At 71.4% G+C, this 20,930-nt stretch carries 30 protein-coding genes; 9 read left to right on the top strand and 21 right to left on the bottom strand.

Annotated elements, in window-relative coordinates:
* Window positions 1-2: 2 nt before the first annotated feature.
* A complete protein-coding gene (locus V7S47_RS01730) occupies window positions 3-671 on the top strand; it encodes a maleylpyruvate isomerase family mycothiol-dependent enzyme (RefSeq protein WP_336559974.1) in 669 nt (222 codons plus the stop codon).
* On the opposite strand, the gene V7S47_RS01725 is transcribed toward V7S47_RS01730, so the two are convergent.
* From V7S47_RS01725 to V7S47_RS01715, 3 genes are read right to left on the bottom strand one after another with little or no spacing between them, the layout of a single operon-like run.
* Complete coding sequence (locus V7S47_RS01725) at window positions 661-1,062, bottom strand: arsenate reductase ArsC (protein ID WP_336559973.1); 402 nt, start codon at window positions 1,060-1,062, stop codon at window positions 661-663. The genes V7S47_RS01730 and V7S47_RS01725 overlap by 11 nt on opposite strands.
* The gene (locus tag V7S47_RS01720; RefSeq protein WP_336559972.1) at window positions 1,059-1,727 is read right to left on the bottom strand and encodes an aquaporin; all 669 of its coding nucleotides are present in this window, start codon (window positions 1,725-1,727) and stop codon (window positions 1,059-1,061) included. The genes V7S47_RS01725 and V7S47_RS01720 overlap by 4 nt, the downstream gene beginning before the upstream one ends.
* Complete coding sequence (locus tag V7S47_RS01715) at window positions 1,724-2,083, bottom strand: metalloregulator ArsR/SmtB family transcription factor (protein WP_336559971.1); 360 nt, start codon at window positions 2,081-2,083, stop codon at window positions 1,724-1,726. The genes V7S47_RS01720 and V7S47_RS01715 overlap by 4 nt, the downstream gene beginning before the upstream one ends.
* 74 nt (window positions 2,084-2,157) lie before the next feature.
* On the opposite strand from V7S47_RS01715, the gene V7S47_RS01710 reads away from it, so the two are divergent.
* Window positions 2,158-2,556: an ArsI/CadI family heavy metal resistance metalloenzyme gene (locus V7S47_RS01710; protein ID WP_336559970.1), complete on the top strand. Its 399-nt coding sequence runs from the start codon at window positions 2,158-2,160 to the stop codon at window positions 2,554-2,556.
* Between the two features lie 6 nt (window positions 2,557-2,562).
* Here the strand turns inward: V7S47_RS01710 and V7S47_RS01705 are convergent, their stop codons facing one another.
* Together V7S47_RS01705 and truA are read right to left on the bottom strand one after the other, a co-directional pair.
* Window positions 2,563-3,162, bottom strand: a complete 600-nt coding sequence (locus V7S47_RS01705; protein WP_336559969.1) for a class I SAM-dependent methyltransferase — start codon at window positions 3,160-3,162, stop codon at window positions 2,563-2,565.
* Window positions 3,159-3,950: a tRNA pseudouridine(38-40) synthase TruA gene (truA, locus tag V7S47_RS01700; RefSeq protein WP_336559968.1), complete on the bottom strand. Its 792-nt coding sequence runs from the start codon at window positions 3,948-3,950 to the stop codon at window positions 3,159-3,161. Before truA ends, V7S47_RS01705 begins: the two co-directional genes overlap by 4 nt.
* A gap of 37 nt (window positions 3,951-3,987) precedes the next feature.
* Here truA and V7S47_RS01695 point away from each other — a divergent pair, with 37 nt between their 5' ends.
* Window positions 3,988-5,655: an FAD-dependent oxidoreductase gene (locus V7S47_RS01695; protein ID WP_336559967.1), complete on the top strand. Its 1,668-nt coding sequence runs from the start codon at window positions 3,988-3,990 to the stop codon at window positions 5,653-5,655.
* Window positions 5,656-5,668: 13 nt separating this feature from the next.
* Here V7S47_RS01695 and V7S47_RS01690 read toward each other — a convergent pair whose 3' ends face one another.
* Window positions 5,669-6,580: a PfkB family carbohydrate kinase gene (locus V7S47_RS01690; RefSeq protein ID WP_336559966.1), complete on the bottom strand. Its 912-nt coding sequence runs from the start codon at window positions 6,578-6,580 to the stop codon at window positions 5,669-5,671.
* A gap of 30 nt (window positions 6,581-6,610) precedes the next feature.
* Here V7S47_RS01690 and V7S47_RS01685 point away from each other — a divergent pair, with 30 nt between their 5' ends.
* From V7S47_RS01685 to V7S47_RS01675, 3 genes are read left to right on the top strand one after another with little or no spacing between them, the layout of a single operon-like run.
* Window positions 6,611-6,958, top strand: coding sequence for a GntR family transcriptional regulator (locus V7S47_RS01685; protein WP_442945324.1), 348 nt, complete (start codon window positions 6,611-6,613; stop codon window positions 6,956-6,958).
* Window positions 6,959-6,979: 21 nt separating this feature from the next.
* Window positions 6,980-7,186 (top strand): hypothetical protein, encoded by a 207-nt coding sequence (locus V7S47_RS01680; protein WP_336559964.1) that lies wholly within the window; start codon window positions 6,980-6,982, stop codon window positions 7,184-7,186.
* Window positions 7,183-8,151: a ketopantoate reductase family protein gene (locus V7S47_RS01675; protein WP_336559963.1), complete on the top strand. Its 969-nt coding sequence runs from the start codon at window positions 7,183-7,185 to the stop codon at window positions 8,149-8,151. The genes V7S47_RS01680 and V7S47_RS01675 overlap by 4 nt, the downstream gene beginning before the upstream one ends.
* A 61-nt stretch (window positions 8,152-8,212) precedes the next feature.
* Here the strand turns inward: V7S47_RS01675 and rplQ are convergent, their stop codons facing one another.
* The 9 genes from rplQ to V7S47_RS01630 all read right to left on the bottom strand — a co-directional run bounded on the left by rplQ (window position 8,213) and on the right by V7S47_RS01630 (window position 14,529).
* Window positions 8,213-8,785, bottom strand: coding sequence for a 50S ribosomal protein L17 (rplQ, locus tag V7S47_RS01670; RefSeq protein WP_336559962.1), 573 nt, complete (start codon window positions 8,783-8,785; stop codon window positions 8,213-8,215).
* Between the two features lie 150 nt (window positions 8,786-8,935).
* Window positions 8,936-9,952 (bottom strand): DNA-directed RNA polymerase subunit alpha, encoded by a 1,017-nt coding sequence (locus tag V7S47_RS01665; protein WP_090849781.1) that lies wholly within the window; start codon window positions 9,950-9,952, stop codon window positions 8,936-8,938.
* 149 nt (window positions 9,953-10,101) lie between these two features.
* Complete coding sequence (gene rpsD, locus V7S47_RS01660; RefSeq protein ID WP_336559961.1) at window positions 10,102-10,710, bottom strand: 30S ribosomal protein S4; 609 nt, start codon at window positions 10,708-10,710, stop codon at window positions 10,102-10,104.
* A 29-nt stretch (window positions 10,711-10,739) separates the two neighbouring features.
* On the bottom strand, window positions 10,740-11,147 hold the full coding sequence (rpsK, locus tag V7S47_RS01655) for a 30S ribosomal protein S11 (protein ID WP_090849777.1): 408 nt from the start codon (window positions 11,145-11,147) through the stop codon (window positions 10,740-10,742).
* A 68-nt stretch (window positions 11,148-11,215) separates the two neighbouring features.
* The gene (gene rpsM / locus V7S47_RS01650; RefSeq protein ID WP_090849774.1) at window positions 11,216-11,590 is read right to left on the bottom strand and encodes a 30S ribosomal protein S13; all 375 of its coding nucleotides are present in this window, start codon (window positions 11,588-11,590) and stop codon (window positions 11,216-11,218) included.
* A gap of 227 nt (window positions 11,591-11,817) precedes the next feature.
* Complete coding sequence (gene rpmJ / locus V7S47_RS01645) at window positions 11,818-11,931, bottom strand: 50S ribosomal protein L36 (protein WP_004008316.1); 114 nt, start codon at window positions 11,929-11,931, stop codon at window positions 11,818-11,820.
* Between the two features lie 30 nt (window positions 11,932-11,961).
* On the bottom strand, window positions 11,962-12,183 hold the full coding sequence (gene infA, locus V7S47_RS01640; protein ID WP_026145687.1) for a translation initiation factor IF-1: 222 nt from the start codon (window positions 12,181-12,183) through the stop codon (window positions 11,962-11,964).
* A 270-nt stretch (window positions 12,184-12,453) separates the two neighbouring features.
* Complete coding sequence (locus tag V7S47_RS01635; protein ID WP_336559960.1) at window positions 12,454-13,497, bottom strand: LLM class flavin-dependent oxidoreductase; 1,044 nt, start codon at window positions 13,495-13,497, stop codon at window positions 12,454-12,456.
* Between the two features lie 39 nt (window positions 13,498-13,536).
* Complete coding sequence (locus V7S47_RS01630) at window positions 13,537-14,529, bottom strand: TerC family protein (RefSeq protein WP_090849770.1); 993 nt, start codon at window positions 14,527-14,529, stop codon at window positions 13,537-13,539.
* A 250-nt stretch (window positions 14,530-14,779) separates the two neighbouring features.
* Between V7S47_RS01630 and V7S47_RS01625 the strand changes: the two genes are divergently transcribed.
* The 3 genes from V7S47_RS01625 to V7S47_RS01615 are packed head-to-tail and all read left to right on the top strand — an operon-like array spanning window position 14,780 to window position 16,682.
* Window positions 14,780-15,661: a WXG100 family type VII secretion target gene (locus tag V7S47_RS01625; RefSeq protein ID WP_336559959.1), complete on the top strand. Its 882-nt coding sequence runs from the start codon at window positions 14,780-14,782 to the stop codon at window positions 15,659-15,661.
* Window positions 15,658-16,428: a hypothetical protein gene (locus V7S47_RS01620; protein WP_336559958.1), complete on the top strand. Its 771-nt coding sequence runs from the start codon at window positions 15,658-15,660 to the stop codon at window positions 16,426-16,428. The genes V7S47_RS01625 and V7S47_RS01620 overlap by 4 nt, the downstream gene beginning before the upstream one ends.
* Window positions 16,425-16,682, top strand: a complete 258-nt coding sequence (locus tag V7S47_RS01615; RefSeq protein ID WP_336559957.1) for a hypothetical protein — start codon at window positions 16,425-16,427, stop codon at window positions 16,680-16,682. The genes V7S47_RS01620 and V7S47_RS01615 overlap by 4 nt, the downstream gene beginning before the upstream one ends.
* Before the next feature lie 8 nt (window positions 16,683-16,690).
* Here the strand turns inward: V7S47_RS01615 and map are convergent, their stop codons facing one another.
* From map to rpsE, 6 genes are all read right to left on the bottom strand, one after another.
* Window positions 16,691-17,515, bottom strand: coding sequence for a type I methionyl aminopeptidase (map, locus tag V7S47_RS01610; RefSeq protein WP_336559956.1), 825 nt, complete (start codon window positions 17,513-17,515; stop codon window positions 16,691-16,693).
* A gap of 99 nt (window positions 17,516-17,614) precedes the next feature.
* Window positions 17,615-18,190: an adenylate kinase gene (locus V7S47_RS01605; protein ID WP_090849760.1), complete on the bottom strand. Its 576-nt coding sequence runs from the start codon at window positions 18,188-18,190 to the stop codon at window positions 17,615-17,617.
* Window positions 18,191-19,486 carry a preprotein translocase subunit SecY gene (gene secY / locus V7S47_RS01600; RefSeq protein WP_090849758.1) on the bottom strand — a complete coding sequence of 432 codons (1,296 nt, stop codon included), beginning with the start codon at window positions 19,484-19,486 and terminating at the stop codon, window positions 18,191-18,193.
* A gap of 185 nt (window positions 19,487-19,671) precedes the next feature.
* Window positions 19,672-20,112: a 50S ribosomal protein L15 gene (gene rplO / locus V7S47_RS01595; RefSeq protein ID WP_090849756.1), complete on the bottom strand. Its 441-nt coding sequence runs from the start codon at window positions 20,110-20,112 to the stop codon at window positions 19,672-19,674.
* Window position 20,113: 1 nt separating this feature from the next.
* On the bottom strand, window positions 20,114-20,296 hold the full coding sequence (gene rpmD / locus V7S47_RS01590; RefSeq protein WP_090849754.1) for a 50S ribosomal protein L30: 183 nt from the start codon (window positions 20,294-20,296) through the stop codon (window positions 20,114-20,116).
* Entirely contained in the window at window positions 20,296-20,910 is a 615-nt protein-coding gene (rpsE, locus tag V7S47_RS01585; protein ID WP_090849752.1) for a 30S ribosomal protein S5, read from the bottom strand. Before rpsE ends, rpmD begins: the two co-directional genes overlap by 1 nt.
* Between the last annotated feature and the right edge of the window lie 20 nt (window positions 20,911-20,930).

Genomic DNA, 20,930 nt, shown 5'->3' with positions numbered 1-20,930 from the left:
ACGTGGACCGGCTGACCCTGCTGCGGACCGCGACCGAGCGGTTCGCGACCGTGCTCGACGACGGCGACCTCGCCGCCCCGGTGCCGGCCTGCCCGGGCTGGACGCTCGCCGACCTGGCCGAGCACGTCGGTGGCGTGCACCAGTGGGCCGCGCACGCGGTCGTGCACGGCACGCCCGACGGCCCCGAGAGCCCGGCGCCGGCGACCGGGGTCGCGGACTGGTACCGCGCGCAGGCCGCCCACCTGGTCGGCGTGCTCGCCGAGCGACCGGCCGGCGCGCCCGCCTGGACCTTCGGCCCCGAGCCGCGGACCGCGGAGTTCTGGCGTCGGCGCCAGGTGCACGAGGTCGAGATGCACACCTGGGACGCCCTGGCCTCCCAGGGCCGCCGGCACGCGTTCGACCCCGCGCTCGCGTGGGACGGCGTCGACGAGGTCGCGACCGTCTTCTACCCGCGCCAGGTCCGGCTCGGCCGCACCGACCCGCTCCCCCGCACCCTGAGACTGACCGCGACCGACCTCGGACGCTCGGTCGACCTGGGCGAGGGAGACCCGGTCGAGGTCGCCGCGCCGGCGGAGGACCTGCTGCTCCTGCTGTGGCACCGCACCGCGCCCGCGTCGTACGACGTGCCGCCGGAGGCGGTCCCGCTGCTGGCGCAGGCACTCACCCCGTGACCCCCAGCGAGGCGAGCAGCGCCTCGACCCGGCCGCGGATCTCGTCGCGGATCGGCCGCACCGCCTCGAGGCCCTGACCGGCCGGGTCCTCGAGCACCCAGTCCTCGTAGCGCGTGCCGGGGAAGAACGGGCATGCGTCGCCGCAGCCCATCGTCACCACGACGTCGGCGACCCGGACCGCGTCCTCCGTGAGCACCCGCGGCCGGGCGGTGGCGAGGTCGATGCCCTCCTCGGCCATCGCGGCCACCGCCGCCGGGTTGACGGTGTCGGCGGGCTGCGAGCCCGCCGAGAGCACCTCGACCCGGTCGCCGGCCAGGTGCCGCAGGTAGCCCGCGGCCATCTGCGAGCGCCCCGCGTTGTGGACGCAGACGAAGAGCACGGTGGGCTTCATGCGGTGACCTCCCGGTCGAGGGCGAGGAACGCGACGAGGGCGGCGGCGGCCGCCCCGGCGAGCAGTTGGACGGCGACGAACGCCGGGACGGAGCCGGGCGCGATGCCGGCGAAGGTGTCGGAGAGCATGCGGGCGACGGTCACCGCGGGGTTGGCGAAGCTCGTCGAGCTCGTGAACCAGTACGCCGCGGCGATGTAGCCACCGACCGCGAGCGCGACCACCTCCACCCGGCCGGCCCGGAGGCTGCCGACCACCACCAGCACCAGGCCCACCGTCGCCACCGCCTCGGCGAGCAGCAGGTGCGCACCGTCGCGCTCGGTGCTGGCGAGGCTCACCGGCGCGAGGTCGAACATCAGGTTGGCCAGCACCGCGCCCAGCGCACCGCCGGCCACCTGCGCGGCCACCAGCGTGAGGGCGGTCCGCGAGCCGATCCGGCCGAGCAGCCGCTCGACCAGGGTCACCACCGGGTTGAACGAGGCGGAGACGGGCTGCAGGGCCAGGACGAGCGCCACCAGGACCGCGCCGGTGGCGAGGCTGTTCTCCAGCAGCTGCAGGCCGGGCTCACCGGGCGAGAGCCGGGTGGCGGCGATCCCGGAGCCGACGACGGCGGCCACCAGGAACGCCGTACCGACGAGCTCGGCGACGCTGCGCCGCAGCAGCGTCACCGCCCGACTCCGCCCAGCAGTGCCGCCAGGTCGCCCAGCACCTGCGGCCGGACCCGGTAGTAGACCCAGACCCCACGCTTCTCGCGGTCGAGGAGACCGACGTCGTGCAGCACCTTGAGGTGGTGGCTGATGGTCGGCTGCGAGAGGTCGAAGGCGTCGCCCAGGTCGCAGACGCAGGCCTCGCCGTCCGCGTGCGAGCCGACCAGGGACAGCAGCCGCAGCCGCACCGGGTCGGCCAGCGCCTTCAGCAGCGGCGCGATCCGGGCCGCGTCGTCCGCCCCCAGGGGGTCGCGGACGATCGGCGAGCAGCAGGCAACCGCGTCGACCGGCGTCATCTCGAGCACAGACTTCGACATGCATCGATATTGACAGAGGTCGATGTCATAGGTCAAATATCGATATCCGTCTATCTCTACCTCCGGAGGCCCCCGTGTCCCGCATCCAGCTCGCCCTCAACGTCGACGACCTCGAGGCGTCGGTGGACTTCTACCGCCGCCTGCTCGGCGTGGAGCCGGCCAAGCGCAAGCCCGGCTACGCCAACTTCGCCGTGGCCGAGCCGCCGCTGAAGCTCGTCCTCCTCGAGAACCCCGGCGCCGGCGGCAGCCTCAACCACCTGGGCGTCGAGGTCGCCGACGTCGACACCGTCGACGCAGAGCTCACCCGCCTGGGGGCGGCCGGGCTCGCCTCGACCGAGGAGCGCGACGTCACCTGCTGCTACGCGAAGCAGGACAAGTTCTGGGTCGAGGCCGCGCCCGACGGCGAGCGTTGGGAGGTCTACACCAAGCTCGCCGACGCCGAGACCTTCGCCGGCGAACCTGCGTGCTGCTGAACCACGTCAGCCCCGCCGCGTCTCCAGCACCCGGAAGCCCTTCGCACTGGCCAGTCGGGTGGTCGGGAACCCCTGCTCGCCGAGCCAGCGCTGCAGCGAGTCGGCGCCCAGGTTCTTGCCGACCACCATCACTGCCCGCCCGCCGGGCGCGAGCCGGGGCAGCCAGGTCAGCAGCAGCTCGTGCAGCGCGTCCTTGCCGATCCGGATCGGCGGGTTCGACCAGATCTCGTCGTACGACGCGTCCGCGGCGATGCCGTCCGGGGTGGACGCGGCGTAGCGGTCGGCGATCCCGAGCGCGGCCGCGTTCTCGTTGGCCAGCAGCACGGCGCGCTCGTTGACGTCGACCGCGGTCACCACCGACCCGGGGACGGCCACCGCGACGGCCAGGCCGATGACGCCGTACCCGCAGCCGAGGTCGAGGACCCGTCCGGCGGGGGGCGGCTCGGTCTCGCGGAACAGCACCGCCGTCCCGATGTCGAGCCGGCCCTGGGCGAACACGCCCGACCCGCTCACCAGCTCCAGGTCGTGGCCCCAGACCGACGCGCTCACCGGCGCGCGCTTGAAGGCGACCGTCGGGTCGGCGCTGAAGTAGTGCTCGTCGCTCATGTCCTCTTGGCCCTCGTCAGCTGGTTGCGGGCGGCCAGCTCGTCGTCCACGGGGTAGGCCACCTCCTCCAGGGTCAGCCCGTGCGCGTGCAGCACCGCGACCGCCGGGTCGCGCCGCTGCGCGTGCAGCATCTCGGCCGCCCACTCCACGGGCCTGCGCCCCTCGCCCACCGCGACCAGGCAGCCGACCAGCGCGCGCACCATGCTGTGACAGAACGCGTCGGCGCGCACGGTCCCCATCAGCAGTCCGCCGTCGGAGCGCGCCCAGGTCAGGTCGAGCAGGGTGCGGATCGTGGTCGCGCCCTCGCGCTGCTTGCAGAACGACGCGAAGTCCTGCTGGCCGACCAGCGTCGCCGACGCCTGGTTCATCAGCTCCTCGTCGAGCGGGCGCGGCCAGGCCAGCACGTGGGAGCGGGTCAGCGGGTCGAGCAGGTCCGGCCGGTCGGCGATCCGGTAGGCGTAGCGCCGCCACAGGGCCGAGAACCGGGCGTCGAACCCGTCCGCGGCGACCGCGGCCCGTCGTACCCGGACGTCGGGCGGGAGGACGCCGTTGAGCCGGCGGACCAGCCGGTCGAGGTCCGGCTCCTCGGCGAGGTCGACGTGCACGACCTGCCCCCGTGCGTGGACGCCGGCGTCGGTCCGCCCGGCGCAGACCAGGTCGACCCGGTCGACGCGCAGCACGGTCGCGAGCGCCGACCCCAGCGTCTCCTGCACCGTCCGCAGCCCGGGCTGCGTCGCCCAGCCACGGAACTCCGTGCCGTCGTAGGCGAGGTCGATCCGGATCCGCACCCTCCCATCCTTCCGTATGCCTCACTAGGCTGGGAGCGTGCCCGTCTCCCCCTCCATCGTGCTCGTGTCGGAGCACCACCTCGACGATCTCCGCGGCTCGTTCCGCCGCTACGAGCACGAGTACGACGTCCGCTGCGCCCGTTCGTGCGCCGAGGCCGACGCCGAGGCCGAGGCCGTCGTGGAGGCCGGCGGCACGGTCGCCCTGTTCGTCTCCGACTCGGTGCTGCCCGACTGCCACGTGCTGGAGGGTTTCCACCGCTGGCGGGCCCGGGTCCCGAACGCGCGCCGGATCATCGCCGCCCACTGGGACCGGTTCATCGCCGACGCTCCCGGCCTGCGTGCCGGCATGGCCAAGGGCAAGTACGACGCCTACCTGCTGATGCCCCGCGGGACCCGGGACGAGGAGTTCCACAACGCGGTCACCGACCTGCTCAGCGACTGGGGCTCGACCATCGCCGACCCCGAGGTGGTCTCGGCCAAGATCGTCACGCCCGTGCCGGGCCCCGAGACGCTGGCCATCCACGACTTCTACGACCGGATCGGCATGCCGGTCCGGGTCTACCACCCCGACGAGCTGGCCGAGCACCGGCTGGACCTCGGGATCCCCGAGGACCCGACGTACCCCGTCGTCTGGGCCTCGAACCGCCCGCTCATCGAGGCCGCGACGGTCCGCAAGGTCGCGATGAGCATGTACGGCGCACCCAGCGACCTCGAGGTCGTCGACGGCACGGTCGACGTGGCCGTGGTCGGCGGTGGGCCCGCGGGCCTCGCGGCCGCCGTCTACGCGACCTCCGAGGGCCTCTCCTGCGTGGTCCTGGAGTCCGAGGCGCTCGGCGGCCAGGCCGGCACCAGCTCGATGATCCGCAACTACCTCGGCTTCCCGCGCGGCATCTCGGGCATGCGGCTGGCCCAGCGCGCCCGCAACCAGGCGCTGCGCTTCGGCACCCAGTTCGTCACCGGCTGGTCGGTCGACGAGCTGGTCCCCGGCCGCGACGGCGCCCCCCACCGGCTGTGCACCGAGGGCGGCGACATCCGGGCCCGCGCGGTGGTGATCGCCAGCGGCGTGGCCTACCGCAAGCTCCGGGTCGAGCCGCTGGAGCAGCTGGTCGGCAACGGCGTCTTCTACGGCGCCGCGATGACCGCCGCCCGCGAGATGGAGGACCAGGACGTCTTCGTCGTCGGCGGCGGCAACTCCGCCGGCCAGGCCGCCGTCCACCTGTCGCGCTTCGCGCGCTCGGTCACCATCCTGGTCCGGCGTCCCTCGCTCGAGGAGACCATGTCGCAGTACCTCGTCGGCGAGATCGAGTACAACCCCCGCATCAGCGTCCAGACCTGCACCCGCGTCGTCGACGGCGGCGGCGACGCTCACCTGCAGTGGCTGTGCCTGGAGGACACCCGCACCGGCGAGCGCACGAAACGCGACGCGTACGGCCTGTTCCTGCTCCTGGGCGCCGAGCCCACCTGCACCTGGGTCCCGCCCCAGGTCTCCCTCGACGAGAACGGCTTCGTCCTCACCGGCCGCGACGTCCCGCGCGACCACTGGGTCGACGGCGTCCCCCCGGCCGACCTGGCCACCACCGTCCCCGGCGTCTTCGCCGCGGGCGACGTCCGCTCCGGCTCGATGAAGCGCGTCGCCGCCGCCAGCGGCGAGGGCGCCAGCGTGGTCTCCCTCATCCACAAGTTCCTCGCCCCGCCGGAGGACTGAGGCACCGCCGGCCCTACCCCAGCTCGTTCCGGTACGGCGGGTCCGCGCCGGGACGGGCCACCACCAGGGCGGCGGCCCGGGCCGCGTGCTGCAGCAGCGCGGCGCGGTCGACGTCGCGGAGGTCCGCGAGCGCGACCCGGCCATCCGGACCGAGCAGCCCGCGCGCCCACAGGCCGTCGATCAGCGCCGCACCGAAGGTGTCCCCGGCCCCGATCGTGTCCACGACGACGGCGGTCTGCGCCGGCACGTCCACGACCCCGTCGGCCGCCACCCAGGTCGACCCGTCGGCGCCCCGGGTGATCACGACGGCCACCGGCCCCCGCTCGAGCAGCCGCCGCGCGGCCGAGACCGGGTCGGCGTCGGGGTGCAGCGCGAGCAGGTCCTCGTCGCTGGCCTTGACCAGGTCGGCCCGCGCGACGACCGCCTCGACCGCCGCCCGCCACTCCGGCCCGGTGCCGGTGATCGCGGGGCGGGCGTTGACGTCGTAGGTCACCAGCGCGTGGGGGCGCATCCGGTCCAGCAGCTCGACCACCTGGGTGGCGCCGGGCGCCAGCACCGCCCCGATCGAGCAGGCGTGCACCGCCAGCGGCCGCGGCTCGTCCGGGACCTCGCCGAGCCGCCACGCCAGGTCGAACTCATAGCTCGCCGACCCGTCCTCGGCCAGCGTCGCCTGCGCGGTCGCGGTCCGCTCGATGACCTCGGGGTCCGAGGCCAGTCGGACGCCGTCACGACCGATGTGGGCGGCCACGATGCCGCCGTACCGGTCGTCGGCGATCGCCGTCGCGAACCGGACCGGCCGCCCGAGACGGGCCAGCGCGACGGCCACGTTGGCCGCGCTCCCGCCCGCGTGCTCGACCACCGACCCGTCGGCCCGTCGTACGACGTCGACGAGCGACTCCCCCACCACCAGCACGTCCGGCTCCATGCTCCTCACCCTAGGGTGAGGAGGGTGCAGGTGAACCCGCTGGACCCCGGCAGTGCGACGCCCCCGTTCGAGCAGCTCCGCACCCAGCTCGCCGCCCGCGTCGCCGCCGGCGACCTCCCGGCCGGCACCAAGCTGCCGACCGTGCGCGCCCTGGCCGCCGACCTCGGCGTCGCCAACGGCACCGTCGCCCGGGCCTACCGGGAGCTCGAGGTCGACGGGGTGCTGGTCACCGAGGGCCGCCGCGGCACCTTCGTCGCGACCACCGCGGCCACCACCGACGACGCCGCGCTCCGCGCCGCCCGGGAGTACGCCGGCGTCGCGCGGCGCCTCGGCCTCACCCGGCCCGAGGCGATCCGTCTGCTCGACGACGCCTGGTAGCCGCGGTGGCATGATCGAGCCATGCCGGACACCTCGGAACGCCGTGCCCCCCAGACCACCGTGAGCTGGGTGGCGGTCTCCGACGTCGTCATCGGCCTCGTCGTCCTGATCGCGGGTCTGGCCCAGGACTCGACCCCGCTGGCCATCGGCGGCGGGGTGCTGCTGGTGGTCGGCGTGGGCGTGCTGAGCACCGCCTCGATGCTCCGCAACCGCCCCTCCCGGCCGTGAGCGCGCGCTACGTCGTCTACGGCACCGGTGCCGTCGGCGGGGTGATCGGTGCCAACCTGCACCTGGCCGGCCTGCCCGTCACCCTCGTCGCCCGCGGACCGCACCTCGACCGGATCCGCTCCGGCGGGCTGGTCCTCGACCGCGGCGACGGCCGCCAGGTCGTCCGGGCACCGGCCGTCGGTTCGGCCGCGGAGGTCGACTGGTCCGAGCCCGCGGTGGTGCTGCTGGCCGTGAAGGGTCACCAGACCGCGGCCGCGCTCGACGACCTGGCCGCGCACGCGCCGCCCACCACGGTCGTGGTCTCCGCCCAGAACGGCGTCGCGAACGAGGTGGCGATCCTGCGCCGGTTCGCGGCGACGTACTCGCTGTGCGTGATGCTGCCCTCGACCCACCTCGAGCCGGGCGAGGTCATCCAGAAGTGCTGGCCGGTCCCGGGGATCCTCGACATCGGCCGGATCCCGCACGGGGTGGACGACACCTGCGAGGCGGTCGCGGCCGACCTGCGTGCCGCGGGGTTCGAGTCGGTGCCGCGGGCCCAGATCATGGCCTGGAAGCACCGCAAGCTGCTGATGAACGTCGGCAACGCCGTCGACGCGGTCTGTGCCCGGGGCGAGTCGGCCGACGACCTCCGGGAGCGGGCCCGAGCGGAGGGCGAGCTGGTGCTCCGCGTGGCGGGGGTACCCCTGGTCAGCGCCGAGGAGGACGTCGAGCGCCGCGGCGACGTGCTGCGCCCGCGCGCCGACCTGCCGGCGGACCTCGGCGGCTCGACGTGGCAGAGCGTCTCGCGCGGCGCGAGCGTCACGGAGGTCGACCACCTGGCCGGCGAGATCGTGCTGCTCGGCCGGTTGCACGGCGTCCCGACACCGGTCAACGAGCTGCTGCAGCGCACGGCCCACGAGCACGCCCGTGCTGGGGCCGCGCCGCGCTCCCTCGACGCCGCCGACCTGCTGGCGCAACTGGCCTGAGACGCGGACCGGCCCGCCACCCCAGGGGGATGGCGGGCCGGTCAGGTGCTGCTGGGTGCGATCAGGCCTTGGACTCGTCCTCGGACTCACCCTCGGTCGCGTCGGCCTCGGGGGCCTCCTCGACCGGGGTCTCCTCGGCGACGACGCTCTCCTCGGGCGACGCCTCCTCGGTCTGCGCGGTCGGCGCGTCCTCGGCGACGGTCTCCTCGGCGGGAGCCTCCTCGACCGGGGCAGCGGCGGCCGGAGCGGCCTTCGTCTTCGGAGCCGACGGGGCGTAGGCCTCGGTCACCAGCTCGATGACCGCCATGGGGGCGTTGTCGCCCTTGCGGGGACCGACCTTGGTGATGCGGGTGTAGCCACCGGGGCGCTCCGAGAAGGTCGGCGCGATCTCGGTGAAGAGCGCGTGCACGACACCCTTGTCACGGATGGTCTTGAGGACCTCGCGACGGTTGTGCAGGTCGCCCTTCTTGGCCTTGGTGATCAGCTTCTCCGCGTGCGGACGCAGCGCACGCGCCTTCGCCTCGGTCGTGGTGATCCGGCCGTGCTCGAAGAGCTGGGTGGCCAGGTTCGCCAGGATCAGGCGCTGGTGCGACGGGCTGCCGCCGAGGCGGGGACCCTTGGTGGGCTTCGGCATGGTGTTCTCTCTTCTCCCGAGCCGTACGAGGTACTCGGATAGATTTCTCAGTGAGGTACCCGCCCGGCGGTGGCGACGGTTTCGGCCGTCACCACCGACGGGGTCCGGGGCGGAGCCCCGGTCGGGCTGGTACGGGCGAAGCCCGTGCGATCAGTACTGCTCGTCCTCGACGAAGGCGTCGTCGTCGTCATCGCCGTACGCCGCGAGAGCGGCGTGCGGGTCGAAGCCGGGCGCGCTGTCCTTGAGGGACAGGCCCATCTCGACCAGCTTGGCCTTGACCTCGTCGATCGACTTCGCGCCGAAGTTGCGGATGTCGAGCAGGTCCTGCTCCGAGCGGCTGATGAGCTCACCCACGGTGTGGATGCCCTCGCGCTTGAGGCAGTTGTAGGAGCGGACGGTCAGCTGCAGGTCCTCGACCGGGAGGGCGAGGTCGGCAGCCAGCTGCTCGTCGACGGGCGACGGGCCGATGTCGATGCCCTCAGCCTCGACGTTCAGCTCGCGCGCCAGCCCGAACAGCTCGACCAGGGTCTTGCCGGCCGAGGCGATCGCGTCGCGGGGACGGATCGACGGCTTGGTCTCGACGTCGATGACCAGCTTGTCGAAGTCGGTGCGCTGCTCGACACGGGTCGCCTCGACCTTGTAGGTCACCTTCAGCACGGGGCTGTAGATCGAGTCGACCGGCATCCGGCCGATCTCGTTGTCGGCGCCCTTGTTCTGGACGGCCGAGACGTAGCCGCGGCCACGCTCGACGACGAGCTCCATCTCCAGCTTGCCCTTGTCGGACAGGGTGGCGAGCTTCAGCTCCGGGTTGTGCACCTCCACGCCGGCGGGCGGCGTGATGTCGGCACCGGTGACGTCACCGGCGCCGGACTTGCGGAGGTACATCGTGACGGGCTCGTCGTGCTCCGAGGAGACGACCAGGCCCTTCAGGTTGAGGATGACCTCGGTGATGTCCTCCTTGACCCCCTCGATGGTCGAGAACTCGTGGAGGACGCCGTCGACCTTGATGCTCGTGACCGAGGCACCGGGGATCGACGACAGGAGGGTACGACGCAGCGAGTTGCCGAGGGTGTAGCCGAAGCCGGGCTCCAGCGGCTCGATCACGAACCGCGAGCGGAACTCGTCGACGGTCTCTTCCGACAGGGTGGGGCGCTGTGCGATGAGCACTGATTCTTTCCTTTCCGGGCCCACCCGCTATTTGACGGGCCCGAACATGCTGGCGTGACGGAAGGATGGTGCCGAAGGCTCCGACCCGCGACCCGGGGTCTGGGGGCGGAGCCGACAGCGGGGGCCACGGGGGCGGAGCCCCCGTGTGGTTACTTCTTCGAGTAGAACTCGACGATGAGCTGCTCCTGGACCGGGAGGTCGATCTGGGCCCGGGTGGGGAGCTGGTGCACGAGGACGCGCATCCGGTTCGGCAGCGCCTCCAGCCACGCCGGGACGACGCGCTCGCCGTGGGTCTCGCGAGCCACGATGAACGGGGTCGTCTCGAGCGACTTCTCACGCACGTCGATGATGTCGTGCGCGGTCACCTGGAAGGACGGGATGTCGACCTTCTTGCCGTTGACCAGGAAGTGACCGTGGGTCACCAGCTGGCGGGCGTGGCGACGCGTGCGGGCGAAGCCGGCGCGGTAGACCACGTTGTCGAGGCGGCACTCGAGGAGCTGCAGCAGGTTGTCACCGGTCTTGCCGGCGCGCCGCGAAGCCTCGACGTAGTAGTTGTGGAACTGACGCTCCAGGACGCCGTAGGTGAAGCGGGCCTTCTGCTTCTCCTGCAGCTGCGAGCGGTACTCGCTCTCCTTGATGCGCGCGCGGCCGTGCTGGCCGGGGGCGTAGGGACGGCGCTCGAACGCGGCGTCCCCACCGACGAGGTCGACGCCGAGACGGCGCGACTTGCGGGTCATGGGGCCGGTGTAACGGGCCATTACGTAAGTCTCCTATTCCGTTCGGGCGGTCAGACGCGCCGGCGCTTGGGCGGGCGGCAACCGTTGTGGGGCGTGGGCGTGACGTCCTGGATGGTGCCGACCTCGAGGCCGATCGCACCCAGGGACCGGATCGCCGTCTCGCGGCCCGAGCCCGGGCCCTTGACGAAGACGTCGATCTTCTTCATGCCGTGCTCCATCGCCCGGCGACCAGCGGCCTCAGCGGCCATCTGCGCGGCGAACGGGGTGGACTTGCGCGAGCCCTTGAAGCCGACGGTGCCGGCCGAGGCCCACGAGATCACCGCACCGGTCGGGTCGGTGATCGTGACGATCGTGTTGTTGAACGTGCTCTTGATGTGGGCTTCGCCCTGAGCGACGTTCTTCTTCTCCTTGCGACGCACCTTCTTGGCGCCGGCCGCAGTGCGGCTCTTGGGAGGCATGCAGTTATCTCCTGAGGTTCTGGTCTGAAAGAGCTCTGTGAACGAGGATCAGCGCGAGGACGCGCAGATCACTTCGCCTTCTTCTTGCCGGCAACCGTGCGCTTCGGACCCTTGCGGGTGCGCGCGTTGGTCTTGGTGCGCTGACCGCGGACCGGGAGGCCCATGCGGTGGCGGCGACCCTGGTAGCTGCCGATCTCGATCTTGCGGCGGATGTCAGCCTGGACCTCGCGACGGAGGTCACCCTCGATCTTGAAGTTGGCTTCGATCTCGTCACGGAGCTTGACCAGCTCCTCGTCACCCAGCTGGTGGACGCGGAGGTCGGGGCTGACCCCGGTGGCCTCCAGCAGCTGCTGGGCGCGGGTACGGCCGATGCCGTAGATGTAGGTGAGTGCGATCTCGATGCGCTTGTCGCGCGGGAGGTCGACACCGACGAGGCGTGCCATGTGGCGTTCCTTCTCTGGTTCACAGCGGTTTCGTTCGTGTCGCGTCCCGGCTCCGCCGGGCTCCGGCCGCTGCTCCGGAGGTGGTTCGCCGGCCCTGTCGCCAGGGACCGACTAAGCGATCACGTTGAGGTGTGTGCAGTTGTGGTGGAGCGGTGGTGCGGTTCTGCTGGGTCTCGATACGCCCGCTCGTTCCTCACGGGCCACTCGACCTTGGTCGCTGGCGCGACCTAGCCCTGGCGCTGCTTGTGGCGCGGGTTCTCGCAGATCACCATGACGCGGCCGTGGCGACGGATCACCTTGCACTTGTCACAGATGGGCTTGACGCTGGGGTTGACCTTCACGAGGAGGTCCTCTCGATTTCTCGGCTGCTGCTACTTGTAGCGGTAGACGATCCGACCTCGGGTGAGGTCGTACGGCGAGAGCTCCACCACCACGCGGTCCTCGGGGAGGATCCGGATGTAGTGCTGGCGCATCTTGCCGCTGATGTGGGCGAGAACCTTGTGGCCGTTGCTCAGCTCGACGCGGAACATGGCATTAGGCAGGGCTTCCGTAATGGTGCCCTCGAGCTCGATCACGCCTTCTTTCTTCGGCATGTCCTCCACAATCTGTCGCTTGGATGTCTACCGTTTGCTGCACCGGGACCGGCACGGACCGGTCACGGCTGGCCCGGGAACCTCCACCCGCGGACGGGCGGTGGACCTCGTGCAGCCGCCCCCTGGGTCTCTTCCCAGGCACGCAGCGGACGGCTCTTCCGAGCTGATCACTGGTGTTCCGGGCAGCCGCGAGGCACCACAGGGCAGACCCACGTTGGGCCGACACGCCAGTTTAGTCAAAACCTGACGAGAATCACTAATTGCTGCGGCTCAGCCCACGAGGAGGCGCAGGGTCTCCTCGCGTGCCGGGCTGGAGCCGGGCTCGGTGCCGGCGGCGGCACCGGCCACGGGATTGACCATCACCTCGTCGACGCCGTACGACGCGGCGAGGTCGGCGAGGCGGGTCCGGGCCTCCTCGGGGGCTCCGATCACCCACCGCTCGGCCATCGCGTCGATGCTCGCCCATTGCGCGTCGCTGAGCTCGGCCTGCTCGGCCTCCTCGACGCTGACCTGGGGGCCGAGCGGCTGCCCGCTGCGCAGCGCCAGCATCATCTGCAGCTGGGGCAGGGCGCGACGACGGGCCTCGGCCGCGTCCGCGGCGACCGACGCGTTGACGGTCAGGAAGGTGCGCGGCTCGGCCAGTTCGGGCGAGGGCCGGAAGCGCGAGCGGTAGAGCGCCAGCGCCTCGCCGGTCCCGCTGCCGGAGAAGTGGTGGGCGAAGACGTACGGCATCCCCTTCTCGGCGGCGAGCAGCGCCGAGTAGTCGGAGGAGCCGAGCAGCCAGATCTGTGGCACCGAGCGGGCCGCGGGCGTGGCTCGCAGCACGTGGGTGCGGCCCTGGACGGCCAGGCCGACGCCGTCCGGCTCCATCATCGCGAGCACGTTCTCGACGTACTCGGGGAAGCGGCTGACCGCCTCGTCGGTGACCCCGCCGGCGCCGTGGCGCAGCGCCCAGCCGGTCACCGGGTCGGTGCCGGGCGCGCGGCCGATGCCGAGGTCGATCCGGCCGGGATAGGCGGCCTCGAGGAGCGCGAACTGCTCGGCGACGACGAGGGGGGCGTGGTTGGGCAGCATCACGCCGCCCGAGCCCACTCGCAGCCGCTGGGTGGCGCCGGCGACCATCCCGATCAGCACGGGCGGGTTGGTCGCGGCGACGGCCGGCATGTTGTGGTGCTCGGCGAGCCAGTAGCGCCGATAGCCCAGGTCGTCGGCCACCCGGGCCAGGGCGAGGGTGGCCGCGATCGCGTCGGCGGTGTCCTGGTCGCTGCGGACCGGCACCAGATCCAGGACGGAGAGGGTCGGGAGGTCGCTCATCGACGACCCAACCCCCTCCGGTCCACGGCTATTCCGTGATCACACGGCCGCGGGGTCGTCCTCGCGGTCCTTCTTGTCCTTGATCAGGCTGGCCACGGTCGTGAGCACGAGGGTCACGATGATGACGCCCAGGCTGAGCAGCGACGAGATGTCCGGGACGTCGAAGTGCTCGCCGCCGTTGAGGAAGCCGAGCTCGTTCTCGTGCATCGCGTGCAGGACCAGCTTGACCCCGATGAACGCCAGGATGAAGGCCAGGCCCAGGGACAGGTAGACCAGGCGCTCGAGCAGACCACCGAGCAGGAAGTACAGCTGCCGCAGGCCCATCAGCGCGAACACGTTCGCGGTGAAGACGAGGTAGGGCTCCTGGGTGATGCCGAAGATCGCCGGGATCGAGTCGAGCGCGAAGAGCAGGTCGGTGGTGCCGAGCGCGATGATCACGATCAGCATCGGCGAGATCACCCGGACGCCGTTCTCGTGGTACCAGAGCTTGAGGCCCTCGAAGCGCTCCCCCACGTTGAGGTGGGACTGCGCGAACCGGACGATCCGGTTCTCCTCCGGGTGCTCCTCGTCGTGGCTGCGGTACGACTTCACCAGGCTGACGGCCGTGTAGACCAGGAACGCGCCGAAGATGTAGAAGACCCAGCTGAAGTTGTTGATCAGCTGGTAGCCCAGCGCGATGAAGATGCCGCGGAAGATCAGCGCCAGGATGATGCCCACCATCAGCGCCTCCTGCTGGTACTCGCGCGGGACCTTCAGCGCGGCCATCAGGATGATGAAGACGAACAGGTTGTCGATCGAGAGGCTGTACTCGGTCAGCCAGCCGGCGTAGAACTCGATGCCGTAGTCGTGGCCGTGGAAGAGCAGCACCCACACCCCGAAGGCGACCGCGGCGCCGACGTACACGCTCAGCGCGATCGCGCACTCGCGCAGCGAGGGCTCGTGCGGGTCGCGGGCGATGATGACGACGTCGAAGAGCAGCACGGCCACCGTGACGGCGATCGTGATGCCCCATTCGAGGGCGGATACGTCCACAGGTGTTCCTCCAGGTCAGGGGACGGCGGTTGGCGCCTGAGGTCTCTTCCGCCACGACGCGCGCGGCCCACGACCCCGGACCGGCGTTCGTGCCGGACGTGCTGACGATGTCGTGACGAAGGAATACTCCCCTCCTGCGGCGCTCATCCTCGCACGGTCGTCGACCGCTCCGCGCCATGGCTCGTCCCGTGGGCCACGACCCGGAAGTCTCCGACTGACATGTCCGGTACCCCGTCCCTACCCTCCAGACATGACCGGACTGGTGGGCGCCGACACCGACGAGCTCCGCGCGCTCGCCACGGACCTCCGCGCCGGGGCCGACGAGCTCCGCGACCTGACCGCCCAGCTGGCCCGTGGGCTCGACGCCGCCCACGAGTGGCAGGGCGCGGACGCGGCCCGGTGCAAGGACGAGTGGGCGGGCTTCGCCTCGATGCAGCTGGCCGGCGTCTCGTCCGCGCTGGAGACGGCCGGCGACCTGCTCGAGGCGAACGCCGTCGAGCAGGACCGGGCGAGCGGCGAGACCCGGCACGCCGGCTGGGGCTGGGCCGTGCTCGACTTCGTGGCGGACGCCTTCCCGCTCGGCAAGGCGCTGTGGGACACCAAGGGCGTCCTGGAGAAGGGGGCGCTGCTCGCCGCCTTCGTCCGCGCGCTGCAGCTGCCCGCCACCGGGTTCGCGGCGCTGAGCCGGTTCGAGGCGGTCCGTGACGCGATGGCCGCCCTCAACGGGAAGCTGACCGGCGGCCTCGGCCGGTTCCTGCTCCCGGTCACGGTCTACAGCGGGTTGAAGGACGCGATCACCGGCCACGGCTACAGCGGCTGGCGCGAGTGGGGGGCCCGCGGGTTCGGCGCGATCGGCGCGGCCAGCGCCGGGGTGCTCATCGCCGGCGCCGTCGGCCTCGTCTCGGCGCCCGTCGTCCTGACCGCCGCCGGCGTGGGAGCCGTCGCCTACTCCGTGTGGAGCCTCGGCAACTCCGCTTGGGACAACCGCCAGCAGATCGGCGGGTTCCTCTCCCGCCTGGCCCACGGGACCTGGGCGCCCGACGGCTGGGCCCGGACCCAGGTCGACGGGGCCCTCGACTGGGCCCGTCGACAGCTCGCCCCCACGCGCCTACCGGCAGGAGCAGGTTCATGACCGTCACAGACGTCGACGTGCGCACCCTCGAGGTGCTCACCGACGAGGAGCTCAGCGTCCTCACGACCGGGCCCGGCGTCGTGGTGACCCCCTACCTCGACACGGTGCCGGACGCGGCCCTCGACGCGGTCCGCCGTACGGCGTTCCGCGGGCTGGTATGCCGCGGTCTCGTCGACACCCCGGACCCGTCCGCGGCCGACCGGGCCGCAGGCGAGGTGCTGGTGCGCGAGGACGTCAGGTCGGCCGTCACCCTGCGCGAGGCGGCCCGCACGGTCGTCGCGGTGGCACGCACCGCGACCGGTCGCCAGGACTTCTGGTACGCCCACGTCGTGCGCGAGGTGGTACTGCTGGAGGAGGTCGGTCCCGACGGGCTGCACCGCTTCGCCCTGGCCCGGGCCGCCGATCTCCCCGAGCTGCTCGTGGCCGCGGCGATCGCGCCCGGGGCGGCCGACGGCACCGGGGAGCCGGTCCACCTCGACGCCGAGGTCGATGCGGAGGCCCCGCCGGAGCTCGCCGCACGCTTGGGCGAGGCGCACCTGCGGGCCGACGTCGTCAAGGTGGGGGCGGGTCGGGTCGGCTCGCCCGCCCGCAGCCACCGGCCGGTGCTCACGGGCGTCTGGACCGGCCCGGTGGGCAGCTGGTCGGTGCTCGCCGATCCCGCGACGGCGTCCGTCTCGGCCCACCCTCGGCGGGTCGAGGAGCTGGCCGAGCGGCTGCGCGACCTGGCCCGCGAGGCCGTCGAGGAGCAGGAGGGGATCTTCGCGTGATCGGCATGAACACCGAGGCGGTCCACGAGCTCGCCGTGCAGATGGCGACCGTGGCCGACCGGATCCGGGCCCTGGAGACCAGGCTGAGCACCCGGCTCGCGGCGACCGACTGGGTCGGGCGCGACCGGGAGCGCTTCGACGCCCAGTGGCAGGGCGACCACGTGCGCGCGCTGCGGGAGGCCGCCGGCGCCCTGGAGGACGCCTCGCGGCTGGCCGCGGACAACGCCCGCGAACAGGACCGGGCCAGCGCCTGAGCGGACCGTCAGTCGCCCAGCGGTCCGAACGGGACGCCGAGGGAGGCCAGCGCCTGCTCGCCACCGTCGAGCGCGGTCAGCACCCAGGTGCCGGCGTCGGTCAGCACGAACGTGTTCTCGAAGTGCGCAGCCCAGCTGCCGTCCGTCGTGACGACCGTCCAGTCGTCGTCGAGGACGTCGGTCCGCTTGCCGCCCAGGGTGACCATCGGCTCCACGGCCAGGGCCAGCCCCTGGACCAGGCGCGGGCCGCGGCCCGGCTTGCCCACGTTCGGCACGTTCGGCGGCAGGTGCATCGCCGAGCCGATCCCGTGGCCGACGTAGTCCTCGAGGATGCCGTAGGAACCGGCACCCCGGACGTGCTTCTCGACCGCGTGCGAGATGTCGGTGACCCGACCGCCCACGCGGGCGGCGCCGATCCCGTGCCACATGGCGGCCTCGGTGACCGCCATCAGCTCGGTGACCTCCTCGGGCACGTCACCGACCGCGACGGTCACGGCCGCGTCGCCGTGCCAGCCGTCGACGATCGCGCCGCAGTCGATCGAGATGACGTCCCCGGACGCCAGGACCCGGGACCCGGGGATGCCGTGCACGACCTCGTCGTTGACCGAGGCGCAGATCGACGCGGGGAACCCGTGGTACCCCAGGAACGACGGCGTGGCCCCGGAGGAGCGGATGTTGTCCTCCGCCATCGCGTCCAGCTCGGCCGTGCTGATCCCCGGCCGCACGGCGGCGCGCAACAGCTCCAGCGTCCGGCCGACCACGAGGCCGGCCTGCCGCATCAGGAGCACCTGGTCCGGAGTCTTGATCTCCAGACCGCGGTCGAGAAATCCCATGGACAGTTCCTTTCAGTCACCGGGTCGACGAGCCGGCTGCGACCTCGTTCCTCGGTCGCACGGCTCGCTCGACCACCGCTGAGCTGATCCGCTGGCGCGTCAGCTCTCCGGGAGGACGTCCAGTGCCTCGAAGATGCGCTTGGTGACGTCGTCGACCTCGCCCATGCCGTCGATCTCCTGCAGCAGCCCGCGCTCGCGGTAGACCTCGATCAGCGGCTCGGTCTGCTCGGCGTACAGCTCCTGGCGACGACGGATGACGTCCTCGGTGTCGTCGGTGCGACCCTCGACCTGGGCCCGCTGCAGCAGCCGGCTGACGATCTCGTCCTGGTCGACCGTGAGCACCACGACCGCATCCAGCGCGTGCCCGGTGAACTTGATCATCCCGTCGAGCTCCTCGACCTGCGCGAGGGTGCGGGGATAGCCATCGAGCAGGAAGCCGGGTACGGCGTCCTCCTCGTCGATCCGGTTGCGGACCATGAGGTTGGTGACCTCGTCGGGGACGTACTCCCCCGCGTCCATGAACCGCTTGGCCTCCAGGCCCAGCGGCGTGCCCTGCGAGACGTTGGCCCGGAAGATGTCGCCCGTCGACACCGCCGGGATCCCGAAGTGCTCGGCGATGAACTTCGCCTGCGTGCCCTTTCCCGCTCCCGGCGGGCCCATGATGATCAGTCGCATTTAGCGGAGGAATCCTTCGTAGTTGCGCTGCTGGAGCTGGCTCTCGATCTGCTTCACCGTGTCCAGCGCGACGCCCACCATGATCAGGATCGAGGTGCCACCGAAGGGGAAGTTCTGGTTCGCATCGATGAGAACCAGCGCGATCAACGGGATCAGCGAGATGAGCCCGAGGTAGAGCGCGCCCGGCAGGGTGATGCGGGACAGGACGTAGGACAGGTAGTCCTCGGTCGGCTTGCCCGCCCGGATCCCGGGGATGAAGCCGCCGTACTTCTTCATGTTGTCGGCCACCTCTTGCGGGTTGAAGGTGATCGACACGTAGAAGTAGGTGAAGAAGATGATGAGCAGGAAGAAGACCGCCATGTAGAGCGGGTGCGAGCCGTCGACGAAGTAGTCGTTGAGCCAGCCGACCCACTTCGAGCTGCTGGTGTTGTTGAACTGCACCGCCATGGCCGGCAGGTAGAGCAGCGACGAGGCGAAGATGACCGGGATGATGCCGGCCTGGTTCACCTTGAGCGGGATGTACGTCGAGCTGCCGCCGAACATCTTGCGGCCGACCATCCGGCGCGCGTACTGCACCGGGATCCGGCGCTGGGCCTGCTCGATGAAGATGACCGCCGCGACGATCACCAGACCGATGGCCATGACGACCCCGAAGGTCCACCAGCCCTGCGACTTCTGGACCGCCCACAGGGCGGTCGGGAAGGTGGCGACGACCTGCGTGAAGATCAGGATCGACATGCCGTTGCCGACGCCGCGGTCGGTGATCAGCTCACCGAGCCACATGATCACGGCCGTGCCGGCGGTCATCGTGACCACGAGGACGAGGAAGGTCGCGGTGCCGTCGTCGTGCAGCAGCGGCTGGTTGCAGTTCTGCAGCAGGTTGCCGGAGCGCGCCAGGGCGACGATGCCGGTCGCCTGGAGCAGCGCGAGGCCCAACGTCAGGTAGCGGGTGTACTGGGTGATCTTCGTCTGGCCCGCCTGGCCCTCCTTCTTCAGCGCTTCGAGCCGCGGGATGACCACGACGAGCAGCTGCAGGATGATGCTGGCGGTGATGTACGGCATGATGCCGAGCGCGAAGATCGTCAGCTGGAGCAGTGCTCCACCTGAGAACAGGTTGATCAGGCTGTAGAGGCTCGAGTCCTCCAGCTGGTTGAGGCACGTGTCGACGTTCGCGACGTGCACGCCTGGAGCGGGGATCTGCGAACCGGCCCGGAAGATCACGATGATCAGCAGGACGAACAGCAGCTTGCGCCGCAGGTCCGGCGTCCGGAAAGCGTTGGCGAATGCGCCTAGCACGAGACGATCCTCTTTCTCCTGTGCAGAAAATCAGGGTGTCCGCAGACAGCGCCCAGAAACCCCGGGAAGCCTAACAGGGGTACCGGGCCGCCGCGGTGGCGACGTCGGAATGACGGGCCGGGAACAGCAACGGGCGCGGCACGGCTGCGAAAGTGCAGCCACGCCGCGCCCGTCAGCACAACGAATCAGACGAGGGTGGTGGTTCCGCCCGCGGCCTCGATCTTCTCCTTCGCCGAGGCGGAGACCGCCTGGACGCTGACGTCGACCTTCACGGTCAGGTCGCCCTGGCCGAGAACCTTGACGGGCTGGCCCTTGCGGACCGCACCCCGAGCCACGAGCTCCTCGACGGTCACCGCGCCACCGTCGGGGAACAGGGAGCTGATCCGGTCGAGGTTGACGACCTGGAACTCCACCTTGAACGGGTTCTTGAACCCCTTCAGCTTGGGGAGCCGCATGTGGATCGGCATCTGGCCACCCTCGAAGGCGACCGGAACCTGGTAGCGGGCCTTGGTGCCCTTGGTACCGCGACCCGACGTCTTGCCCTTGGAGCCCTCACCGCGACCCACACGGGTCTTCGCGGTCTTGGCACCGGGCGCGGGGCGCAGGTGGTGCAGCTTGAGCGTCATGTCACTCCACCTCCTCGACCGTCACCAGGTGACGGACGGTGTTGACCATGCCGCGGATCTCCGGCCGGTCCTCCTTGACGACGACGTCGCCGATGCGCTTGAGACCGAGCGTGCGCAGGGTCTCGCGCTGGTTCCGCTTCAGGCCCACGAGACCGCGGTCCTGACGCACCTTCAGCTGAGCCATCAGGAGACACCCCCCGCGGGGGCGACGACCTCGGCGCGCGCCTTCAGCAGCGCGGCCGGGGCGACGGACTCGACGGGCAGGCCACGACGAGCCGCGACCTGCTCCGGCTGCTCCAGCATGCGCAGCGCCTCGACGGTCGCGTGCACGATGTTGATCTGGTTCGACGACCCGAGCGACTTGCTCAGGATGTCGTGGATGCCGGCGCACTCCAGCACCGCGCGCACCGGGCCACCGGCGATGACGCCGGTACCGGGAGCGGCCGGGCGCAGCATGACCACGCCGGCGGCCTTCTCACCCTGGACCGGGTGCGGGATGGTGCCCTGGATGCGGGGGACGCGGAAGAAAGCCTTCTTCGCCTCCTCGACACCCTTGGCGATCGCCGCGGGAACTTCCTTGGCCTTGCCGTAGCCGACGCCGACCAGACCTTCACCGTCACCGACGACCACGAGGGCGGTGAAGCTGAAGCGACGACCACCCTTCACGACCTTGGCGACACGGTTGATCGCAACGACGCGCTCGATGTAGGCGGTCTTGTCAGCAGCCTGGCCGCCGCGACGGTCGTCGCGACCCCCCTGGCGCCCGCCACCGCGCTGTCCGCGCTGGGCTCCGCTCATGAGACTTTTCCTCTTCTCTT

This window comes from Nocardioides sp. CCNWLW216 (genome assembly GCF_037120545.1).
Lineage (GTDB): Bacteria > Actinomycetota > Actinomycetes > Propionibacteriales > Nocardioidaceae > Nocardioides > Nocardioides lianchengensis.
The sequence above is the reverse complement of the archived record's forward strand: the minus strand, read 5'-3'. Positions and strand labels throughout refer to the sequence as shown.

What these genes read in the sequence shown, in the direction of transcription:
- V7S47_RS01725 (WP_336559973.1), bottom strand. Translation starts at nt 1,062, where the DNA reads ATGAAGCCCACCGTGCTCTTCGTCTGCGTCCACAACGCGGGGCGCTCG.
- V7S47_RS01715 (WP_336559971.1), bottom strand. Translation starts at nt 2,083, where the DNA reads ATGTCGAAGTCTGTGCTCGAGATGACGCCGGTCGACGCGGTTGCCTGC.
- V7S47_RS01705 (WP_336559969.1), bottom strand. Translation starts at nt 3,162, where the DNA reads ATGAGCGACGAGCACTACTTCAGCGCCGACCCGACGGTCGCCTTCAAG.
- V7S47_RS01690 (WP_336559966.1), bottom strand. Translation starts at nt 6,580, where the DNA reads ATGGAGCCGGACGTGCTGGTGGTGGGGGAGTCGCTCGTCGACGTCGTA.
- V7S47_RS01680 (WP_336559964.1), top strand. Translation starts at nt 6,980, where the DNA reads ATGCCGGACACCTCGGAACGCCGTGCCCCCCAGACCACCGTGAGCTGG.
- rplQ (WP_336559962.1), bottom strand. Translation starts at nt 8,785, where the DNA reads ATGCCGAAGCCCACCAAGGGTCCCCGCCTCGGCGGCAGCCCGTCGCAC.
- rpsD (WP_336559961.1), bottom strand. Translation starts at nt 10,710, where the DNA reads ATGGCCCGTTACACCGGCCCCATGACCCGCAAGTCGCGCCGTCTCGGC.
- rpsK (WP_090849777.1), bottom strand. Translation starts at nt 11,147, where the DNA reads ATGCCTCCCAAGAGCCGCACTGCGGCCGGCGCCAAGAAGGTGCGTCGC.
- rpsM (WP_090849774.1), bottom strand. Translation starts at nt 11,590, where the DNA reads ATGGCACGCCTCGTCGGTGTCGACCTCCCGCGCGACAAGCGCATCGAG.
- infA (WP_026145687.1), bottom strand. Translation starts at nt 12,183, where the DNA reads ATGCCGAAGAAAGAAGGCGTGATCGAGCTCGAGGGCACCATTACGGAA.
- V7S47_RS01635 (WP_336559960.1), bottom strand. Translation starts at nt 13,497, where the DNA reads ATGAGCGACCTCCCGACCCTCTCCGTCCTGGATCTGGTGCCGGTCCGC.
- V7S47_RS01625 (WP_336559959.1), top strand. Translation starts at nt 14,780, where the DNA reads ATGACCGGACTGGTGGGCGCCGACACCGACGAGCTCCGCGCGCTCGCC.
- V7S47_RS01620 (WP_336559958.1), top strand. Translation starts at nt 15,658, where the DNA reads ATGACCGTCACAGACGTCGACGTGCGCACCCTCGAGGTGCTCACCGAC.
- map (WP_336559956.1), bottom strand. Translation starts at nt 17,515, where the DNA reads ATGGGATTTCTCGACCGCGGTCTGGAGATCAAGACTCCGGACCAGGTG.
- V7S47_RS01605 (WP_090849760.1), bottom strand. Translation starts at nt 18,190, where the DNA reads ATGCGACTGATCATCATGGGCCCGCCGGGAGCGGGAAAGGGCACGCAG.
- rplO (WP_090849756.1), bottom strand. Translation starts at nt 20,112, where the DNA reads ATGACGCTCAAGCTGCACCACCTGCGCCCCGCGCCCGGTGCCAAGACC.
- rpmD (WP_090849754.1), bottom strand. Translation starts at nt 20,296, where the DNA reads ATGGCTCAGCTGAAGGTGCGTCAGGACCGCGGTCTCGTGGGCCTGAAG.
- rpsE (WP_090849752.1), bottom strand. Translation starts at nt 20,910, where the DNA reads ATGAGCGGAGCCCAGCGCGGACAGCGCGGTGGCGGGCGCCAGGGGGGT.